At 53.3% G+C, this 18942-nt stretch carries 16 protein-coding genes; 13 read left to right on the forward strand and 3 right to left on the reverse strand.

The features are described from left to right. Positions 1-13: 13 nt before the first annotated feature. A complete protein-coding gene (gene dnaA / locus FE848_RS04825; RefSeq protein WP_200201607.1) occupies positions 14-1480 on the reverse strand; it encodes a chromosomal replication initiator protein DnaA in 1467 nt (488 codons plus the stop codon). A gap of 680 nt (positions 1481-2160) precedes the next feature. Here dnaA and rpmH point away from each other — a divergent pair. The 6 genes from rpmH to FE848_RS04855 all read left to right on the forward strand — a co-directional run bounded on the left by rpmH (position 2161) and on the right by FE848_RS04855 (position 8864). Next, complete coding sequence (rpmH, locus tag FE848_RS04830) at positions 2161-2295, forward strand: 50S ribosomal protein L34 (RefSeq protein WP_008172542.1); 135 nt, start codon at positions 2161-2163, stop codon at positions 2293-2295. A gap of 15 nt (positions 2296-2310) precedes the next feature. Next, positions 2311-2718 (forward strand): ribonuclease P protein component, encoded by a 408-nt coding sequence (gene rnpA / locus FE848_RS04835; protein ID WP_200201608.1) that lies wholly within the window; start codon positions 2311-2313, stop codon positions 2716-2718. After that, the gene (yidD, locus tag FE848_RS04840; protein WP_200201609.1) at positions 2718-3011 is read left to right on the forward strand and encodes a membrane protein insertion efficiency factor YidD; all 294 of its coding nucleotides are present in this window, start codon (positions 2718-2720) and stop codon (positions 3009-3011) included. Before rnpA ends, yidD begins: the two co-directional genes overlap by 1 nt. 4 nt (positions 3012-3015) lie before the next feature. Further along, positions 3016-4737 (forward strand): membrane protein insertase YidC, encoded by a 1722-nt coding sequence (yidC, locus tag FE848_RS04845; RefSeq protein ID WP_200201610.1) that lies wholly within the window; start codon positions 3016-3018, stop codon positions 4735-4737. Positions 4738-4830: 93 nt separating this feature from the next. Then, the gene (gene mnmE / locus FE848_RS04850; protein WP_227715149.1) at positions 4831-6219 is read left to right on the forward strand and encodes a tRNA uridine-5-carboxymethylaminomethyl(34) synthesis GTPase MnmE; all 1389 of its coding nucleotides are present in this window, start codon (positions 4831-4833) and stop codon (positions 6217-6219) included. Between the two features lie 182 nt (positions 6220-6401). After that, complete coding sequence (locus FE848_RS04855) at positions 6402-8864, forward strand: YCF48-related protein (protein ID WP_200201611.1); 2463 nt, start codon at positions 6402-6404, stop codon at positions 8862-8864. Between the two features lie 9 nt (positions 8865-8873). Here FE848_RS04855 and FE848_RS04860 read toward each other — a convergent pair whose 3' ends face one another. Further along, positions 8874-9332, reverse strand: coding sequence for a YchJ family protein (locus FE848_RS04860; RefSeq protein WP_200201612.1), 459 nt, complete (start codon positions 9330-9332; stop codon positions 8874-8876). A gap of 117 nt (positions 9333-9449) precedes the next feature. Here FE848_RS04860 and FE848_RS04865 point away from each other — a divergent pair, with 117 nt between their 5' ends. Beyond that, positions 9450-9653: a DUF2892 domain-containing protein gene (locus FE848_RS04865; RefSeq protein ID WP_200201613.1), complete on the forward strand. Its 204-nt coding sequence runs from the start codon at positions 9450-9452 to the stop codon at positions 9651-9653. Positions 9654-9759: 106 nt separating this feature from the next. On the opposite strand, the gene FE848_RS04870 is transcribed toward FE848_RS04865, so the two are convergent. Beyond that, positions 9760-10077: a c-type cytochrome gene (locus tag FE848_RS04870; RefSeq protein WP_227715150.1), complete on the reverse strand. Its 318-nt coding sequence runs from the start codon at positions 10075-10077 to the stop codon at positions 9760-9762. A gap of 391 nt (positions 10078-10468) precedes the next feature. Between FE848_RS04870 and clrA the strand changes: the two genes are divergently transcribed. The 6 genes from clrA to FE848_RS04900 are packed head-to-tail and all read left to right on the forward strand — an operon-like array spanning position 10469 to position 18856. Then, positions 10469-13243 (forward strand): chlorate reductase subunit alpha, encoded by a 2775-nt coding sequence (clrA, locus tag FE848_RS04875; RefSeq protein WP_200201614.1) that lies wholly within the window; start codon positions 10469-10471, stop codon positions 13241-13243. A 12-nt stretch (positions 13244-13255) separates the two neighbouring features. Beyond that, a complete protein-coding gene (clrB, locus tag FE848_RS04880; RefSeq protein ID WP_200201615.1) occupies positions 13256-14236 on the forward strand; it encodes a chlorate reductase subunit beta in 981 nt (326 codons plus the stop codon). A gap of 16 nt (positions 14237-14252) precedes the next feature. Continuing rightward, positions 14253-14996 carry a molecular chaperone TorD family protein gene (locus tag FE848_RS04885; RefSeq protein WP_200201616.1) on the forward strand — a complete coding sequence of 248 codons (744 nt, stop codon included), beginning with the start codon at positions 14253-14255 and terminating at the stop codon, positions 14994-14996. Positions 14997-15026: 30 nt separating this feature from the next. After that, the gene (locus FE848_RS04890; RefSeq protein WP_200201617.1) at positions 15027-15857 is read left to right on the forward strand and encodes an ethylbenzene dehydrogenase-related protein; all 831 of its coding nucleotides are present in this window, start codon (positions 15027-15029) and stop codon (positions 15855-15857) included. A gap of 10 nt (positions 15858-15867) precedes the next feature. Continuing rightward, positions 15868-16959: a P-loop NTPase gene (locus tag FE848_RS04895; RefSeq protein ID WP_200201618.1), complete on the forward strand. Its 1092-nt coding sequence runs from the start codon at positions 15868-15870 to the stop codon at positions 16957-16959. 25 nt (positions 16960-16984) lie between these two features. Then, positions 16985-18856 carry a WD40/YVTN/BNR-like repeat-containing protein gene (locus FE848_RS04900; RefSeq protein ID WP_200201619.1) on the forward strand — a complete coding sequence of 624 codons (1872 nt, stop codon included), beginning with the start codon at positions 16985-16987 and terminating at the stop codon, positions 18854-18856. Positions 18857-18942 lie beyond the last annotated feature (86 nt).

An 18942-nucleotide genomic window follows, 5' to 3' on the forward strand; every position in this document is an offset into this window, starting at 1 on the left:
TTCTGCACAGAAGTCAGGTGGTCAGCAATCTCATAAAGTTCTGATAGTCCTCGCGGATACCAGGATCTGTTTCCTGAAGCTCCACAATTTTCTTGCACGCATGCAAAACGGTGGTGTGATCTCGACCACCAAACGCATCGCCAATTTCCGGCAAGCTGTGATTCGTCAGCTCTTTGGACAACGCCATGGCGACTTGGCGGGGCCGGGTTATCACACGAGTGCGCCGCTTGGAATGAAGATCCGCAACTTTGATTTTATAGTACTCAGCCACAGTACGCTGAATGTTATCTATGCTTACTTGCTTCTCATGCAGGGCAAGCAAGTCTTTCAGGCTTTCCCGAATAAACGGCGGCGTAATTTCCGAGCCGGTGAAGTGAGCATTCGCTATCACCAAACGAAGCGCGCCTTCGAGCTCTCGCACGTTTGATCGTATTTTCTGGGCGATAAAAAAAGCGGCTTCGCTGCTTAATTTAACATTGGTTTGCTCAGCCTTTTTCATCAGAATCGCAACCCGCGTTTCCAGCTCAGGGGGCTCAACCATCACTGTAAGCCCCCAGCCAAAGCGGGACTTTAGACGCTCTTCCATATCCACGATTTCTTTCGGAAACCGGTCACAGGTTACGATGACCTGCTGCCCACCTTCCAGCAACGCATTAAAGGTATGAAAGAACTCTTCTTGTGAGCGCTCTTTACGGGCAAAAAACTGGATATCATCAATCAGCAAGGCATCGACTGACCGGTAATACCGCTTGAATTCATTGATGGCGTTCAGCTGCAATGCCTTGACCATATCGGCAACAAATCGCTCAGACCGCAAGTAAGCAACCTTTGCGTTAGGGTTGCGGCGAACAATGTCGTTCCCGATTGCGTGCATAAGGTGGGTCTTACCCAAACCCACACCGCCATATAAGAACAGCGGGTTGTATGCACCACCGGGGTTCTCGGCAACCTGCATGGAGGCGGCTCGTGCGAGTTGGTTCGACTTGCCCTCTACAAAAGTGTCAAACGTAAAGCCCTCGTTCAGAAAGCTCTGGTGCTTGATATCACCCTCTACCTGAACCGGCCTGCGCCCACCGTTGGATGTGTACTCATTAAGCTGTGCTTGCCGGTTACCGCCTGAAGTTGCTGCAACAACCTTTTCTTCTTCAGTCACCCTGCCACCGGACTCTTCCTGAATCCGCTTGCCGGTATCCTGCTTAACCAGCTCGGAGCGCACAACCGGCTCACTTTCCCGGGGAGCTGAGCCTACTTTCATTCCTACTCGTGGAGCCTGGCCACCGTTTAAATCCTTCAGCACTTCTTCTATACGACGGAGGTACTTCTCATGGACCCAGTCCATCACAAAACGGTTAGGGGCAAACAACATCAGTTGCCCTTCCCGATGATCAGACTGAAGAGGCCTGAGCCAGGTATTGAACTGTTGTGCGGGAAACTCATCCCGGAGTACTTCAAGACATTGATGCCACAGTCTGTTCGGCACGACAGCCAGCTCCCGATAACCCATAATTTTCTCGGACCTGACAACAACTGTCCGATCCCGAAAGATGACCACGGATTCTAACCCGCCAGACCCTTCAGTGAAAGAGCAAAAGGCTCTTCATGAACACCCTGTGGAAATTTATCTACCTATTTATCAATATTTTACATACTTGTGTACAACCTTGTGTACAGAAAATTCCTGACTGAACAGTTACACACAACCCTGTGTGTACAACCGATCCTCAGCTCTGTGCACAATCACCTTGTCTTTCGGTGGATAACTCAAACCTCTTCCCTCATCCCTACTTGTCCACAATCCGTTATGAACTCATCCACAGGGCTTAGGGCCACTTTTACGATCCTTTATCAATGACCCAATTATATGATTTTATTAGTATAATTTCAGTTCTCCACAGAAAACAGCCCCTGTAATAACAGTAATAATAGAATTCTTTAAAGAATATTAAAAAGACCTATAACTACTATTATTCTGCTGATCACCTCCAGGTGGCTGGTTTGTTTTCCAACCTCCCCGAACATACAATCCGGCATCGGCATAAGCCCCTACCAATAAACATTGAACCCTCAGCAGAATTTGCATAGAATGCCGCTCCTGTTTTGGCTATTAATTTTTTAAGCCATTTCCTGAATGTCCAACACACGAATTGTGAGATAGTCACCATGAAAAGAACGTTTCAACCAAGCGTACTGAAGCGTAAGCGCGTTCACGGATTCCGTGCCCGTATGGCAACTGCCAACGGCCGCAAGGTAATTTCCCGTCGTCGTGCCAAAGGCCGTGCACGTCTGTCTGCGTAATCTGTCGTTCGCCTCATGAAGGCTTTGAATTTTCCGAAATCACATCGCCTGCTACGGCCAGCTGATTACGGCAAAGTCTTCAACGACGTACAGCTGAAGGTTCCGCACAGGAATTTTCTGATCCTGGCTACTCCGAATAATCTCGGACATGCCAGGATCGGTCTTGTATTTGCGAAAAAGAACCTGAAACTGTCTGTTCAGCGAAACCGGATCAAGCGCCAGGTACGGGAAACCTTTCGTAACCAGCCTGAACTTCCCGGAATGGATATCATCGTTCTTGGACGCCAAGGGCTAGCAGCAATGGACAATCACGCCGTCCGTGCTTCTCTCGATGGTCTCTGGCATCGGTTATCGAAAAAATACTATCAGCTACCGCCATCTCGGCCAGCAGAAACCACTTCTGCCGGTGAGGGAACAGGTTAATGCGAAAGTTGCTTCTTTTTCCCATCCGCTTCTACCAGTATGCCATCAGCCCGCTAATGGCCAGCCATTGCCGCCATTATCCAACCTGCTCACAATATGCTGTGGAAGCTATTTCTCATCACGGTTCACTGAAAGGTCTCTATCTGTCAGTTAAACGCCTGCTGAGATGCCACCCTTGGGCCGAAGGCGGTTACGATCCAGTACCTGGCACTGTAAACTCTGCTCCAGAAGAAACGACCTCCTGTTGCCCTCGGGCTGACCATTCCCCAATAACAACCCAGACCAGACAGTAACTCTATGGATATTCAACGCATCGTATTATTTGCCGGCCTGGCTATTGTCAGTTATCTGATGGTACTTGCCTGGAACGAAGATTATCACCAGCCGGTTCCTACTGAGCAGGTTGCAGAATCCGGGCGTATCCAGTCCGATAACAGTTCGGCTGATGCCATGGTACTTCCAGGCGAGGTCTCCCAGGGGAGCACAACCGCAAATCGTGCAAACGAAGAATTTACAACACCGGAAACTGGCCAATCCGTATCCAGTCCTGCTTCTTCCGGTGTAAGCGTAAGTGATCAATACATCACAATCCGCACCGATGTACTGGATCTGGTTGTTGATCGTGTTAGTGGCAACCTCGTCAAAAGCTCTCTACTTAGCTATAACAAGTCGCTGAATAGTGAAGAACCTCTCACGCTTCTCAACAACACTGAAAACCGTTTTTATGTGCTTGAAAGCGGTTTGATTGGCCAAAATGGCCCGGATAGTGCCAAGAACGGACAAGCTCCCGTATACACCACAGATGCCACCAGCTATGAACTTGCGGAAGGCGAAAACGAACTGACCGTTAATCTCGTTCACACCATGGATAACGGTGTTCAAATCACCAAGCGCTATCAGTTCGCCCGTGACAGCTATGAGATTCGCGTTCGTTATCTGATTGATAACCGTTCCAGTGAGAACTGGCAGGGTAACTTTACCGGCAAGATTGTTCGTGACCAGTCACCAGATCCTACGTCTGGCCCCAGCATGGGTATCAAGGCGTTTCTGGGACTGGTGACCAGTTCACCTGAAGACCCTTACGAAAAATATGACTTTGGTGATCTGGAAGACAAGCGCATTAACGAAACAGTCACTAACGGCTGGATGGCATTTTTGCAGCACTACTTCCTTGCTGCCTGGGTCCCTGATCGGGACCAACCCGCACAATTCCAGACCACTCGCCGTGGTCCCCTGCATGTAATGGGTTTTGTATACCCGGCAACAACAGTCGCACCGGGCGAAACTACAGAAATCGGTGCCAGTGCCTATGTAGGGCCGAAGATTATCGATCGTCTTGAAGCTGTTGCACCCAGTCTCGACCGTACTGTCGATTTCGGTTGGCTGTTCTTCATCTCCTTGCCGCTGTTCATCATCATGGAATGGTTCCACAGCTGGGTAGGAAACTGGGGTGTATCCATTATTTTGCTGACCGTTCTGGTTAAAGCTGTGTTCTTCAAACTATCAGCAACCAGCTATCGTTCAATGGGGCGTATGCGGGCAGTTGCACCACAGCTTACCCGTCTGAAAGAACTGTACGGCGATGATCGCCAGCGCATGTCTCAGGAAATGATGGCGCTGTACAAGAAAGAAAAGATCAATCCGCTGGGTGGCTGCCTGCCAATTCTGGTACAGATGCCAGTGTTTATCTCCCTGTACTGGGTACTGTTCGAAAGCGTACAACTGCGCCATGCGCCATTTATGCTCTGGATCCACGACCTTTCGGTAATGGACCCTTACTTCATTCTGCCGATCCTTATGGGCGCCAGCATGATGTTGCAAATGAGCCTGAACCCGACGCCTCCCGATCCCATGCAGGCGAAGATCATGAAGCTGATGCCAGTAGTATTTACCATCTTCTTCCTGTGGTTCCCGGCAGGTCTGGTACTCTACTGGTTGGTAAACAACATTCTTTCGATCAGCCAGCAGTGGTACATTACTCGCAAAATCGAAGCAGAAATGGCCACAAAAAAGCACTGATCCTGTGACCGTTTGATTGTTCAGTAGAGGCTCCGCAAAGGGGCCTTTACTGTTTCAGGAATGCACAAAATTGCTGTGGAAGAGGCATTACCCATGAACCAGAACCCTGGAATCTCCAATACGCCCGACACCATAACAGCCATAGCCACAGCACCTGGCCAGGCTGGCGTAGGAATTGTTCGAGTATCTGGGCCACTGGCAAAGGACATTGCCACCGCAATGCTGGGGTATTCGCCAAAGCCCAGATACGCCCATTACGGGCCTTTTCTGGATAAGAACAGCGAGTTGATAGATGAAGGCATCGGGCTGTTTTTCCCGAATCCGCACTCGTTTACCGGGGAAGACGTTTTTGAGTTGCAGGGCCATGGTGGCACCATCATTCTGGATCTTCTGTTGCGGGAAGTCCGTCGACTCGGGGCCAGGCTGGCTCGCCCTGGGGAGTTCTCAGAGCGTGCATTCCTTAACGACAAACTGGATCTTGCCCAGGCCGAAGCCATTGCCGATCTCATTGAAAGCAGTTCAGAGCAGGCGGCTCGCTGTGCAGTAAGATCCATGCAAGGAGTGTTTTCACGGCGGATCGAAACATTGGTTGAGGCTGTTACACACCTGCGGATTTATGTAGAAGCTGCCATCGACTTTCCGGAAGAAGAAATCGATTTTTTGGCCGATGGCAAGGTAGCCACTGATCTGCAGGCGTTGCTGGCACAACTCGAGGATATTCTGGGCGAAGCCCAGCAAGGCACCATTCTGCGTGATGGCATGAAGGTTGTAATTGCAGGGCGCCCCAACGCCGGAAAATCCAGCCTGCTCAATGCCCTGGCCGGTCGCGAAGCGGCTATTGTAACTGCCATTGAAGGCACTACACGGGATGTGCTGAGGGAACACATCCACATTGATGGTATGCCTCTACATATTGTCGATACCGCTGGTCTGCGGGACAGCCCGGATGAAGTGGAGCAAATAGGTATTGCTCGTGCCTGGGATGAAATACGTCAGGCAGATCGAATTCTGTTAATGGTGGATGCGACCACCACTGAGAAAACCGCACCCCATGAAATCTGGCCAGATTTTATCGACCAGCTACCCGCTGCTGCACCGGTTACAGTAATCCGGAATAAAGTTGATCTGAGTGGCGAAAGCGTAGGGCTTTCAGAGGTATCTGGCGACGGTACACCAGTGATTCGACTGGCAGCCAAGTCCACCGATGGTCTGGACGTGCTCAGGGACCATCTTAAGCAATGCATGGGCTTTGCCAGCACCACCGAAGGTGGCTTTCTGGCCCGTCGCCGGCATCTGGATGCGCTGGAGCGTGCAAAGGACTTTCTTGTACAAGGCCAGGCGCAGCTGGAAGGCTATGGTGCTGGTGAGTTGTTGGCTGAAGATTTACGGGCAGCCCAGGATGCCTTGGGAGAAATCACAGGGCAGATTACGCCGGATGATTTGCTTGGAAAGATTTTTGGTTCGTTTTGCATTGGGAAGTAGAAATATCAACCACATCAGTGGACTGTATGGAACACCCATCAGAGATGAGTGGTTTTGATAAGTGTTTCCTGGTGAGCTTATTTGACAGATCCCAACCCCCTGCCTATATGGATACAGTAACCGTATCCGCTGGATATTGGTTCGGCTGAACGGAAAACTCCACCCACGGGGGTGTCTCAGCCATGGATATTTTTAATAGCAGAAACGTCTTTTTTAGCCCATCTATTCGCCCGAGTGGCGCCTTTCCAAGAGTATTTCTTTGGCTAACGCTGATCATGGTGCCGTTACTGGCGTCCTGTGGCGGGGACAACGATAACAGTAATAATACAGCTCCCGCGGCGCTCTCGATTAGCTCCCAGCCAACCAGTCAAACTGTAACAGAAGGTTCGGCTGCCCTGTTTTCCGTAGCGGCTAAAGGGACCGGGACACTAAGCTACCAGTGGCGTCGAAACGGCAGTGATATTGCCGGCGCGCAAGGGAGCAGCTACACCTTGGCGACTGCAGCATTGGCAGACACGGGTGCCAGCTTTACGGTGCGGGTGTCCGATGACAACGGATCTGTTGATAGCGCTGCGGCCATCCTGACGGTAAATGCCGCATTGGCTGCGCCGACAATTACAACCCAGCCTTTGGCGCAGTCAGTTGAACAAGGCCAAAAGGCCACTTTCACAGTGACTGCAGGGGGCACTGCTCCATTAAGCTATCAGTGGCAACGGGACAATACAGATATTGCAGGTGCCAACGCCGCCAGCTATACCACTCCCGTGCTCACCCTCGCAGCGGACGACGGCGCTGTTTACAGAGTGATTGTGACCAACCCGGTGAATAGCGTTACCAGCAGCGATGCCGTAATTACAGTTACCCAAACACTTTTGGCCTGTTCGGGCGGTGCGCAAGCTGGCTGGTGCTGGATAGAACCCAAACCCCATGGCAATACCCTCCGAGATGTTGAATATCTGGGCGCAGATGTGTTCGTGGCGGCCGGTGGCGGTGGCGTATTCATGCGCTCCACTGACGGCGGTGCCACATGGAGCACCAGTTTTGCCATCGGTAGCAGTGTTAACGCCATGCATTTTGTCAGCAGCACCTTAGGATATGTAGTGGGTGATAGGGGTTTTATCGCTCGTACTGATGATGGCGGGCAGACCTGGTTGCCTCAGATAAGCACCGTAGAAACCACACTGCACGAAGTACACTTCTTTGACGCGAACCTGGGCCTCGCCGTTGGCGACTCCGGGACTATTCTTCATACCACAGACGGTGGCGGCACCTGGACACCGATCACAGTGCCGGCGTTCGGACACGCTTTTGGAGTGAGTTTTGCTGATGCCGATGTTGCCATAATTGTGGGTTCAGGCGGTGCCCGCCTGCGTTCTGTCGACGGTGGCGCCAGCTGGAACCGGATTGATACACCGGCTGGCTGTCAGACCTGCACTCTGATAAGCGTCACTTTCACCAGCGCCACCACCGGTTTTGCCGTTGGTGATATATCGAACTCATTGATGCGCACTGACGATGCCGGCCAAACCTGGACGAAGGTGCCGGGAATTAATGCTGCAGGAGGGAGTGCCGATTGCAGATTGGAAGATATCAGATTTTCAGGTACCAATGCCCTGGCTGTATCCACCTGCGGTTCTGTTACACGTTCCACGGATGGAGGGATAACCTGGACCAAATTCCCGGCGGGCGGTAGCAGGTTGGAAACCACCACTTTCGGCGTCGCGTTCGGTACGGGTTCCGCCATGGCAGTGGCAGTGGGGGGTGAAGGTCAGATCTATCGCACCACCAATGGGGGAACAAGCTGGACCAGTATCTTCCCTGAACGTGTGCCACAGGACTTCTATAACGTGTATTACAAAAATGCCAGTACGGCTTACATTCTGGGCAGCACAAGCTATAAGTCAACCGATAGCGGGCTCACATGGGTTGAGGATTCATCGCTACCTAGCGGGCAGAGAGCGATGGCTTCAACCAATGCGGGACTGTTTACTGCGGGGGGCAGTCAAAGTATCTTCCAATCGGAAGACGGGGGACTTAACTGGAGCCGCGTTCTTGCTGTGCCGTCTGGTTCCGATCTTTTCACCAATTTTTACTTTTTCAACTCCATGATTGGTTACGCCTATGGTGACGGGGCAACTGTTAAAACAATAGATGGGGGTCTTACCTGGACTTATGTGTTTGGTGGAAGAAACCCCATCGTCGGAATCCATTTTTATACCAACCAGGTTGGTGTGATGGTGAACATTAGAGGCATTTATCGCACCGTAAACGGGGGAGCAAGCTGGTCCGAAGTCCAACGCTCCCTGAAGCGCCTTGCAGGTGCTGCATTCTCGGGTAATCGTGGGGTTGTCGTTGTCTCTAATGGCTCCGTGTACAGATCATCTGATCAAGGAGCAACGTGGATTGAGGCTACCGGAGTGACTACCGAAATCTTCAGAGGGGTAGGAAGTAACCCATCCGGCACTTTATCTATCGCCTACACCGAGTCGGGCAACATGCTGAAGAGTGTGGATGGCAGCAGCTGGAGCAAACTTGCATCGCCAGTGGGTGGCCGGATCAACATGCTCAGTTACTATAACGACTCGTTAGGCCTTGCAGTTGGTGATGATGGGGTTATCTTGCGCACAACGACCGGAGGGGAATAAACGAACCCTCTACAAACAACACACCTTGAACTTCCTGCCGCTACCACAAGGGCAGGGTTCATTGCGCCCGGGTTTCAGAATACCTTCATCCGGTTGGCCTTTGAGGTAGTACCAGCGCCCATCTTCCCGCACAAACACGGAATTCTCCTGCAAATATCCCCAGCCCGACCCCATGCGATAAATAGCCTGAAAGTGCACATGGCCTGTATCGCCTGTTTTTCCACTATCCATAATTCGTAGCGATACCCAGTCTGGTGAATCGTCCAGATTCAGCCTGGTTGGTCGCGTGCTTTGGTGCCAACTGGATCGCAAATAATCTTCCAGCTTCAGAGCAAAACCGGTGAAGCGTGAGCGCATGAGCGCTTCAGGGGTTGGGGCAATGTCTCCATCATGGTAGCGCTGACAGCAGTCCGCATAGTTACGCTGGCTGCCACAGGGACAATATGAGATATTGGTTTGATCAGGCATAAGGTTATAACCATTGTGCTTAGGGCTTATGCAGGCAAGTATACCAGCCCGATCTGGAGGCTGATTTCAGCTTTTTTGGTTGAGTGCCTGGGCAGTATCAATTTAGAGGTGATGACTATGTCTATTGAGCGTCTTGTGTTTGCCATTGCAGGAGCGTTCGTTCTCCTCAGTGTTGTTTTGTCGCAATTGCATTCTGTTTATTGGCTTTGGTTCACCGCATTTGTGGGTGCAAATATGTTGCAGGCAGCCTTTACCGGGTTTTGTCCTCTGGCGAAAATTCTGAAGGCGCTGGGTAAGAAGTCTGGAACGGCCTTTAACTGAAAAAGCAGTTAATACAAATAAGTAGTTTGATAATAACGATAAATGCCGGTTTATAGTATTATTTTATAAACTGGCATTTATACTTTAGTTATTTTAAAACTAATATTTATTGCTTGCTGTAATAAGCAGACATATCCGCAATATCTTTATCAGTCAGGTTTATTGCCTGGGGCGTCATAACTGCCGACATGCCTCCGTTCCGCTCTCCCGCTCGATAAGCTTTCAGGGCCATCTCAAGGTATTCTGGTGCCTGGCCAGCAAGATTTGGATATATCGGCGCTGTGGATTGGCCGTCAGCACCGTGGCAGGCAACACAGGTGATGATTTTTTTTGCAACAGCATCAGCGTCCACTGCGACTGCCGGCATGGCAAAACCGCCAAGGATAAGGCCAATCAGCGTGTGCTTTCTCAGTACCGTTTTCATACCTACCCCCAGAGTCTCAACCTATCCACAGGCTTTCATGCTTTATCAAAGTAAGCGCCAGGACATGCCTTTTTGCAAGGATATGCTGAGTATGTGCTTGCTCATATTTGACGTACATCAAGATGCGCAGTGACATTCACGGCAATAGGTATTTTACGGCATCTTTGAAAAATTCACCTATGATAATTTGAGAGACGTTGCCGATGACGAAAGCGCATTGATGGTTTATAACATTGTTTCTTATATGATAACTGGTGCCATTAACACCTCTTTCCTTCGCAAGATTGCACATCGGACAACCCGTTAATTTCGAGCGTGACGAACAGGTCATAAACAAGCCGCAGCCGGCCTTGATCGGCGAAAAGCGGCAATTGTCGATGAGGAGAGAGTCATGGGAATGTGGAAGCTTAAGCGCCGCGATTTCCTCAAAGGTTTGGGCGCAACGGGTACCGGGGTCATGCTCAGTGGCAATGTTTGGGCGTTGAACCGGCTACAGCCAATAAAAGATACCCTGGCTACAGAGTACCCCTATCGTGACTGGGAAGACCTGTACCGCAACGAGTGGACGTGGGATAGCGTCGGCCACGCGGCACACTGCATCAACTGCATGGGTAACTGCGCCTGGGACGTGTACGTTAAAGACGGCATAGTTATCCGGGAAGAGCAGATCGCAAAATACCCTCAGGTTCACGAGAACATTCCCGATGCTAACCCTCGCGGTTGCCAGAAAGGTGCCATTCACTCCACGTCCATGTACGAAGCGGATCGCCTGCGTTATCCCCTGAAGCGTGCTGGTGAGCGTGGTGAAGGCAAGTGGCAACGCATCTCCTGGGATCAGGCCACGGAAGAAGTGGCCGACAAAATCATCGATATTTTTGTCAAACACGGCCCCGGAAAACTCAAGACTCATCAGGGCTCCGGCAACCAGACCATGGTTCGCCAGTCTGGCCCTGCGCGCTTTGCGGCTTTGGTAGGCGGCATCCAGCTTGATGGCTTTACCGTAGTAGGGGATTTGTTGACCGGCGCTCATCTGGCCTATGGCAACCCGCTGGAAAGCTTTACCTCCGATGCCTGGTTCGATGCCGACTACATCATGCTGGGTATGATCAACCCCAATGCCACCCGTATCCCGGACGCCCACTACATATGGGAAGCCAAATACAACGGCGCACGTATTACCAGCACCTCACCGGATTACAACCCAAGCGCCATCCATACCGACTTGTGGATGCCTATTGAGCAGGGCTCGGATCCGTTCCTGGCCATGTCTTTTGTAAACGTGATTCTGGAAGAGGGGCTGTACAAAGCAGACTTCATCAAGGAACAGACCGACCTGCCCATGCTGGTGCGCCGGGATACCGGCAATCTGTTGCGGGAATCAGATCTGGTGGAAGGGGGTTCCGATGAAGTGTTTTACCACTGGGATCTGAACACTAACAAGGCCGTAAAAGCCAAAGGCTCCATGGGTGACGATGACAAAACCCTGAAGCTCGACAATGTGGACCCGGCCCTTGAAGGCACCTTTACGGTAGAGCAAGGCCTCAAGGTCACCACGGTATTTGAGCAGGTCAAGCAGGAAGCGGCGAAGTTCACACCGGAAAAGACCCGGGAACATACGGGCATTCACCCGGATATCGTGCGCCAGGAAGCACGCCTGCTGGCCAAGTCCAAAAAAGCCATCATCATGCTGGGCTACATCACCTCCAGCTACTCAAACTGCCTCTACACCTGCTGGGGCTATGCCCTCACGCTGGCCTTGACCGGCCACGGTGGCCGTACCGGTGGCCTGGATACCTCATGGGTTGTGTGGAACCACCCCCGGTGGAGCGAACTGGCCGGCTTTGAAGGCAAAAAATCAGCCCGTCTGGAAGCCGGTGGTTTGGGTGAATTCCTGCGTGGCGGCATGATGGAAGGTGCTCGCAAGCACTTCGACAACAAAAAGCTGAAAAAACGCGTTGGCTTCGATCTCGATGAGATGGAAGAGATGATGAACGAGTCCATGGAAAAGGGCTGGATGCCGTATTACGGTGAAATCAAAGGCATGATTTCCATTGCGGACAACACCTTCCGCCGCAACAAGATGAGTAAGAAATACCGCGAAGAACACCTGCGCCAGGCGGAAGAGTTGTACGTGAATATCAACGTGCGCATGGACTCCACCGCCGAGTGGGCCGACTATGTGCTGCCGGCAGCCAGCCACTATGAAGCCTGGGATATCCGCACCCAGGGTTACCACCGCTTCGCCAACATATTTACCCGTTCGGTTGAACCGGTGGGCGAATCCAAGCCCGACTGGGAAATCATGGCGCTGCTCACCAAGAAGATTCAGGAACGCGCCATCGCCCGCGGTATTGGCCCGATCCAGGATGGTGACGTAACCCGTGATCTGCACACCATTCACGACGACTTTACCCGCCAGGGCACACTGAACACCGACTACGATGTGCTCAAACACATCATTGAAGACTCCCCGGAATTTGGTGGCGTCACCATTGAGGAAGCCGCCGAGAAGGGCTTCATCGTGATGAATGAGCACGCCGGCCTGAACCAGCCCCTGAAGCCGGATGAAGGCTATAACCCCTTCACCGCGCAAACCGATGGCAAGAAGCCCTATGAAACCCTGACCGGTCGTATCACCTTTTTCTGTGACCACCCCTGGTTCAAGAAGTTGAACTCCACTGTACCCACTGCGCGTTTGCATGCGGGGCCCAAGGCGTCCAACTACCCCTTGGAATTCTATTCGCCTCACGCCCGCTGGGGTATTCACTCCAACTGGCGCAGTAACAAGTACCTTCTGCGTTTGCAGCGGGGCGAACCGAACATCTACATCAATCCGCAGCTTGCTGAGCAGCGGGGCATCAAGGACGGCGACACGGTGCGGCTGTTCAATGCCAACGGCGACTTTTACGCCCAGGCCAAGTTCTACCCGAGCATTCCGGTGAACTCCATCATGATGGAGCACGGCTGGGAACCGCATCAGTACATCCAGCGCAAGAACATGAACATGTCCAATGCCGTGTTCCTGCAGCCGCTGGAATTGGCGGGCGGCTGGGGTCATCTGCAGTTTATTTACGCCAAATGGAACGCTAATCAGCATATCCATGAGAGCTGCTACGACATTGAGCTGGCAAAGCACGAAGACATCACCGACCCACGAGCCGTTTAAGAGGAGAAAATCATGACTGTTAAACGCCAACTCAGCATGGTCCTGGATCTGAACAAGTGCATCGGCTGCCAGACCTGCACCGCAGCTTGCAAACTCATGTGGACCAACCGCAACGGCCGTGAGTTCATGTACTGGAACAACGTGGAATCCCAGCCGGGTAAAGGTTACCCACGGGATTACGAGAACATGGGCGGTGGTTTCGACGCTGACGGCGCTTTGCGTCTGGGGCGCCAGCCCAGCCAGGAAGACTATGGTATTCCTTGGGAGTACAACTACGAAGACGCGCTGATGACCGGCACCGACCCCTGGCTGCGCCCCAATGTGAAACCCACCTGGGGCGCCAACTGGGATGAAGACGAAGGTCTGGGTGACTACCCCAACAGCTACTACTTCTACCTGCCGCGCCTGTGCAACCACTGCGCCAACCCGGCGTGTCTGGCAGCTTGTACCCGCAACGCTATCTACAAGCGCCAGGAAGACGGCATTGTGCTGGTGGATCAGGAGCGCTGCCGTGGCTATCGCTACTGTGTAAACGCTTGCCCGTATAAGAAGATTTACTTCAACGAGGAAATATCCAAATCCGAGAAGTGTATTTTCTGCTACCCGCGCATCGAAAAAGGGCTGCCCACCGCCTGCGCCCAGCAGTGTGTGGGTCGAATTCGGTGGATAGGCTACCGCGACGACGAAGACGGCCCGATTCACAAGCTTGTGGAGAAATACAAAGTGGCCTTGCCGCTGCACGCAGAATGGGGCACCGAACCCAACGTATTCTACGTGCCGCCCCTGTCGCCGCCCAAGTTTGGCGAAAATGGCGAGCAACTGGATGAGTCCCGTATACCCCTGTCGTATCTGGAAAGCCTGTTTGGGCCTCGCACTGGAGAGGTTCTGGACACGCTGCAAGATGCGCGTCAGGCCAAAGCCGATGGGGAAGACAGCGAACTCATGGATATCCTGATTGGCTATAAACACGCTGAAATGTTCAAACTGAGCTGACGCCGGGAGGCATGCAATGACGCAATTAGCAGCGCCCGCTGTCCGGCAGCATGAACGGGAGTTCGCCGAGGCGCGCGGGGCTATCTATCGGCTTGCCGCCGTGGCCCTGAGCTATCCCATGGAAGAAACCTGGGAAGCTCTCACCGATGGGCGCCTGCAAGAGGCGCTCAACGAAGCCTGGCAAACGCTGGGTGGCGAACCCTGGCCCAGGTTTGAATCAAGCCCGACTTCGCAAGATCTGCAAGTGGGTTACATGGCCACGTTTGTTCACGGTAAGCGGGGTAAACCCAGAGTGCCATTGGTGGCCAGTGCCTACGACAGCCTGGTAGGCGGTCTGACACCTGGCGCCTATCTACTGAATGTTCAGGCATTTTATACCCACTTTGGGCTAACAGCGGCAGTGGACGACGAAGGTCACAAAGATCAGCCTGATCACCTTATAGCGATGCTGGAGTTCTGCGCACTGCTGTGCCATCTGGAGGTTCAGGCACTGGAAAACCAGCGGGATGCTGCGCCTTACCGTCGTGCTCAACGGGATTTTCTGGTGCGATACCTCAGGCCCCTCCTGCAAACCATTCGCGCAAAATACGCCCATGAAAATCAGCACGGTCTGGATGCCAATCTGGCTCATTTGGTGAAGGTGCTCCCGGACTGGACCCGCACCCAACAACTGGCGCTGGAAAATCAGGTAGGGCCATGCCCCGAAGAAGGGGCACGAAAAGCAGGCCCCGAAACCACCAGCCAGCCCATGTGGGACTGAACCCAACCGATTAGCATGAGGAACCATGCCATGACATCGAAAAACATCGAAAACGGTCGCCTGGCAAAGAGTATTGGCCGGCTAACCGGCACGCTAACCCTGGCGGCCTGCATCCTGGCAAGCAGCAACCTACTGGCTGATCACACCGATAGGAACCCGAACGTGAGTGAGGTAAAAGCCTGGGATACGGTGAAAGTTTCTCGCATTCCTGATGGCATTTACTTGCGTACCCAAAACGACCCGGACGACCTGATTTGGGATCGCTTACCAAAGTATCGAACCAACCTGTTACCGGCACCCCCGGTACATCAGTCGGTTGGCCTGCGTTTCGACGAAGGCTCCACACGTGGCAAGCATGTGTATTTCCAGATAGCCCGTTCGGATGAGCGTTTATACATTCGCCTGCATTGGAAAGATGCCAGCGAAGACCGAGCCACCACCGTAGACACATTTGGTGATGGTGTGGCGGTGCAGTTTGCACTGAAGGATGTGGATACCTCATACATGATGGGGACTGATCACGAGAACCCTGTAAACATCTGGTACTGGCGCGCCGATGCGGACAAAGTGGAGAATCTGGCTGCGGGTGGCTATGGCAGCACCACCACCTTGCCCCAACAGAGTGTGAAAGGCGCCAGCGCCTACGTGACCAGCGACGTTCCGCAAAAGAGGGAGTGGCAAGTGGTGATGTCGCGACCGTTCAAATCTGATGGCGAGTACGATGTGGATTTTGATCGTGAAACCATCCCTATGGGCTTTGCCGTATGGCAGGGTAACGACAGCGAACGCGATGGCAACAAACGCGTAACCCACACCTGGATCCTGCTGGACACCAGCCTGGATGGCAGCACCAAGAACTAAGGAGCCTTAGATGGCGGTTTCCCATTTTCCCGGTCGTGACCCACTGGCTCTGGTACCGGAAGATTGCGGCCGTGGCCATGCCTGCCAGTTCTGCCCAGAAGAAGAGCAGTGCAAGCTGGACAAGGGGCAACACGAAAAACGTCTGATTGAATCCCGCCTTGCGCAGATTGGCCAGATTATTATGGTCATGGCCAACAAAGGCGGCGTGGGTAAAAGCACCGTGTCGGCCAACGTAGCTGCAGGGCTTGCAGCTCAAGGATATCGGGTAGGAGTGGCGGATGCCGACATCCATGGCCCAAATCAAAGCCGGTTTTTCGGTTTTGTGGGTCAGCGCGTGCGCTTGGGCAAACAGGGATTACCGCCAAAGGATTTTGAGTTTTTTGGTCTGGAGCACCCGGTAAAGGTTGGTTCTTTGGCCTTCATGATGGAAAGGGACGACACCCCCATTGTCTGGCGGGATGCCTACAAGCACGACTTCATGCACCACCTGATTGGTTCATTCAATTGGGGACCGCTGGATTTTCTGGTAATCGATATGCCGCCGGGCACAGGCAACGAGCTGATTACCCTGGCAGATATGCTTGAAGGCCATGATGTAGCCGCATTACTGGCCACGACACCCCAGGAAGTGGCGTTGATGGACAGCCTCAAAGCCGTGCGTTTTTGCCAGGAGCGTGGCATGCCTTTGCTTGGCGTGGTGGAGAATATGGCAGGCGTAACCTGCCCCCACTGCAGTGGGCATTTTCATGTATTCCCCCGCTCTCATCTGGCGGATGCTCTGGCAGCAGCCGATGTGGCATCTGTGGCACAAATCCCCTTGTCGCTGGCATTGTCCAGTGGCTCTGATACCGGAATACCAATTGTGCTTTCAGAACCTGAAGGCCCGGAAGCACAAGCGTTCGCACCGGCCGTCGACGCTTGTGTAGCACACGCCAAGGCGAGTTTTGCTGACGCCGCAAAGCAATCCCTGCATGGGCTTGCACAGGCCAGCCTGGAAAGCGACGAACTTGAGCAGGCGCTGGGGACCGTTCCACCAGAACAACGAGACGCCCTGCGCCAACAACTGGAATCCTTGCTGGGTAACAGTAACGAGCCTTCCTGACCCACTCATATTCGAGAGAATTGCCATGACTGACACTCGCGCGCCGGAACGCCGTCGTTTTTTTCGCCAGCTTTTAGGCACAGATAATGCCAGTCAACCCGGCCGCGCTCCCTGGCACCGGGTACCGGAAGTCGGTGCCGGCGATGGCGACGTGCTCTGGTCGGGCTGGACCGGCAATGGCGAGCTGTTTGTTGTGGGCGATGAAGGCATGGTATTGCGCTATACCAGCAGCGCCGATGCCGGCGGTTCGCAATGGCAGCATATGACAGTGCCAACGCGCCTGCCGTTGCACGGTATATGGGGGCCTGCTGCTGATAATCTTTATGCCGTGGGCTGGATGGGCGCTCTGTTGCACTTCGATGGCACACAATGGCAGCTGCTGCGGGGTGGGGTGATTGATGAAAAGGGTGGCCGATTTGCTGCCTGTAAAGAAAACACGCCCCTGTTTGCCATCGACGGTAACGATCAGGGCATGGCTTGGGCCGTGGGTGACGATGGCGTAATTCTGCATTTTGACGGTGCCAACTGGCAGTCCGAGCAGAGTCCAACCCAGGTTAATCTGCGGGCAGTCGCCTGTGGACCCAATAACACCGTTTACGCCGCTGGTGGCGAAGGCACTGTGCTCCACCGTGACAGCGAAGGGTTGTGGACAAAACTCGATTGCCCCTTGGGTTCCGGATTTCATGCCTTGCTGGTAATGGGCGATGGTAGCTTGCTGTTAGGCGGTGGTCGGTATTTTGTTAATCAGGGCGGCTTTCGTGGAGAACTGGTGCGTTATCAGAACGGCCAGTTTCAGGCTCTCAAATTTGATGAGCCCATGCCGCGCCTGAGATCGCTCAAAGCCTATAAAGGCGGTGTGCTGATTGTTGGCGACCAGGGTCATTTGTACTACTTCAAGGATTTGCGCCTCGACAAGCTGGAGAGCAACAGCCATCACGATCTGATGGATATTATCCTGCTGTCTACAGGCGAGGCACTGGTGGTCGGTGATTTCGGCACCATCATGACGGCTGCCGAAGATTTCACCCAGGCACTGGCACCGCCGCCCATGGCCGCCGCGGCCAGCCCCTGGCAAACCATGGTTGTGCCCACCGAAAACCAACTCTGGGGCATTACCGAAGGCCCGGACGGCACCTGTTATGCCTGTGGCGAAGCCGGCACAGTGATACGCCTGCGAGGTGGCAGCTGGGAGTTGTTACCGGCCCCCAGCGAATTGGCGGTGCATTGTTTGTGGGATACCGGGGCAGGGCTGTTTGCCGCCGGACAACTGGGGCGTATCTATCGCTTCGATGGCCAGCAGTGGGCATTGCACTATGATCTGAATCTGGATCTCACCATTCTTGGCATGTGGGGCAGCAGCCCTGAATCTCTTTATGCCGTGGGCGATGAAGGTCTGATTCTGCATTTCGACGGCTTGCGCTGGCAGCGGATGCCCAGTGGCACTCAGTCTGCCCTGTACAGTCTATGGGCCATGGATGACGAGCACATGCTGGCCCCCGGCGACTTCGGGCTGGTGTTGAGACACAACGGCAAAGACTGGAGTGAGTTCAATGTGGGCACCGAGAATTTCCTTTATGGAATCTGGGGCGACAGCTTGAGCAATATCTACGCCGTTGGGCTGTCGGGCACCCTGGCACATTTCAATGGCCAGCGTTGGCAGCAAATGGCTACGCGCCTGCGGGAAGACCTGCTGGCGATATCCGGTTCAGATGCCGCAGGGGCTTTCGCTGTGGGTACCCGGGGCTGTGTCCTGCGACTCGATCGTGATCAGTGGGTAACAGAGGTAAGTGGCAGCGATGCCGGTTTACGGGCGGTTTGTGCTACCCGCAGTGGAGCAGTTTATGCAGTAGGTGATCGGGGAACCGTGTTGTGCCGCAACGGAAAAACGGGGCATTAAGGGCTTTATTCACATAAGTATTATTGCTATTTGTAAATGAGAAGTAATATCATTCGTACCTTTCTGACATCGTCAAAAGGAGGAAT

Source organism: Marinobacter sp. 1-3A (genome assembly GCF_016597775.1).
Lineage (GTDB): Bacteria > Pseudomonadota > Gammaproteobacteria > Pseudomonadales > Oleiphilaceae > Marinobacter > Marinobacter xiaoshiensis.

What these genes read in the sequence shown, in the direction of transcription:
- rpmH (WP_008172542.1), top strand. Translation starts at nt 2,161, where the DNA reads ATGAAAAGAACGTTTCAACCAAGCGTACTGAAGCGTAAGCGCGTTCAC.
- FE848_RS04890 (WP_200201617.1), top strand. Translation starts at nt 15,027, where the DNA reads ATGACATCGAAAAACATCGAAAACGGTCGCCTGGCAAAGAGTATTGGC.
- FE848_RS04855 (WP_200201611.1), top strand. Translation starts at nt 6,402, where the DNA reads ATGGATATTTTTAATAGCAGAAACGTCTTTTTTAGCCCATCTATTCGC.
- yidC (WP_200201610.1), top strand. Translation starts at nt 3,016, where the DNA reads ATGGATATTCAACGCATCGTATTATTTGCCGGCCTGGCTATTGTCAGT.
- FE848_RS04900 (WP_200201619.1), top strand. Translation starts at nt 16,985, where the DNA reads ATGACTGACACTCGCGCGCCGGAACGCCGTCGTTTTTTTCGCCAGCTT.
- rnpA (WP_200201608.1), top strand. Translation starts at nt 2,311, where the DNA reads ATGAAGGCTTTGAATTTTCCGAAATCACATCGCCTGCTACGGCCAGCT.
- mnmE (WP_227715149.1), top strand. Translation starts at nt 4,831, where the DNA reads ATGAACCAGAACCCTGGAATCTCCAATACGCCCGACACCATAACAGCC.
- FE848_RS04865 (WP_200201613.1), top strand. Translation starts at nt 9,450, where the DNA reads ATGTCTATTGAGCGTCTTGTGTTTGCCATTGCAGGAGCGTTCGTTCTC.
- FE848_RS04870 (WP_227715150.1), bottom strand. Translation starts at nt 10,077, where the DNA reads ATGAAAACGGTACTGAGAAAGCACACGCTGATTGGCCTTATCCTTGGC.
- FE848_RS04885 (WP_200201616.1), top strand. Translation starts at nt 14,253, where the DNA reads ATGACGCAATTAGCAGCGCCCGCTGTCCGGCAGCATGAACGGGAGTTC.
- FE848_RS04895 (WP_200201618.1), top strand. Translation starts at nt 15,868, where the DNA reads ATGGCGGTTTCCCATTTTCCCGGTCGTGACCCACTGGCTCTGGTACCG.
- clrB (WP_200201615.1), top strand. Translation starts at nt 13,256, where the DNA reads ATGACTGTTAAACGCCAACTCAGCATGGTCCTGGATCTGAACAAGTGC.
- clrA (WP_200201614.1), top strand. Translation starts at nt 10,469, where the DNA reads ATGGGAATGTGGAAGCTTAAGCGCCGCGATTTCCTCAAAGGTTTGGGC.
- FE848_RS04860 (WP_200201612.1), bottom strand. Translation starts at nt 9,332, where the DNA reads ATGCCTGATCAAACCAATATCTCATATTGTCCCTGTGGCAGCCAGCGT.
- yidD (WP_200201609.1), top strand. Translation starts at nt 2,718, where the DNA reads ATGCGAAAGTTGCTTCTTTTTCCCATCCGCTTCTACCAGTATGCCATC.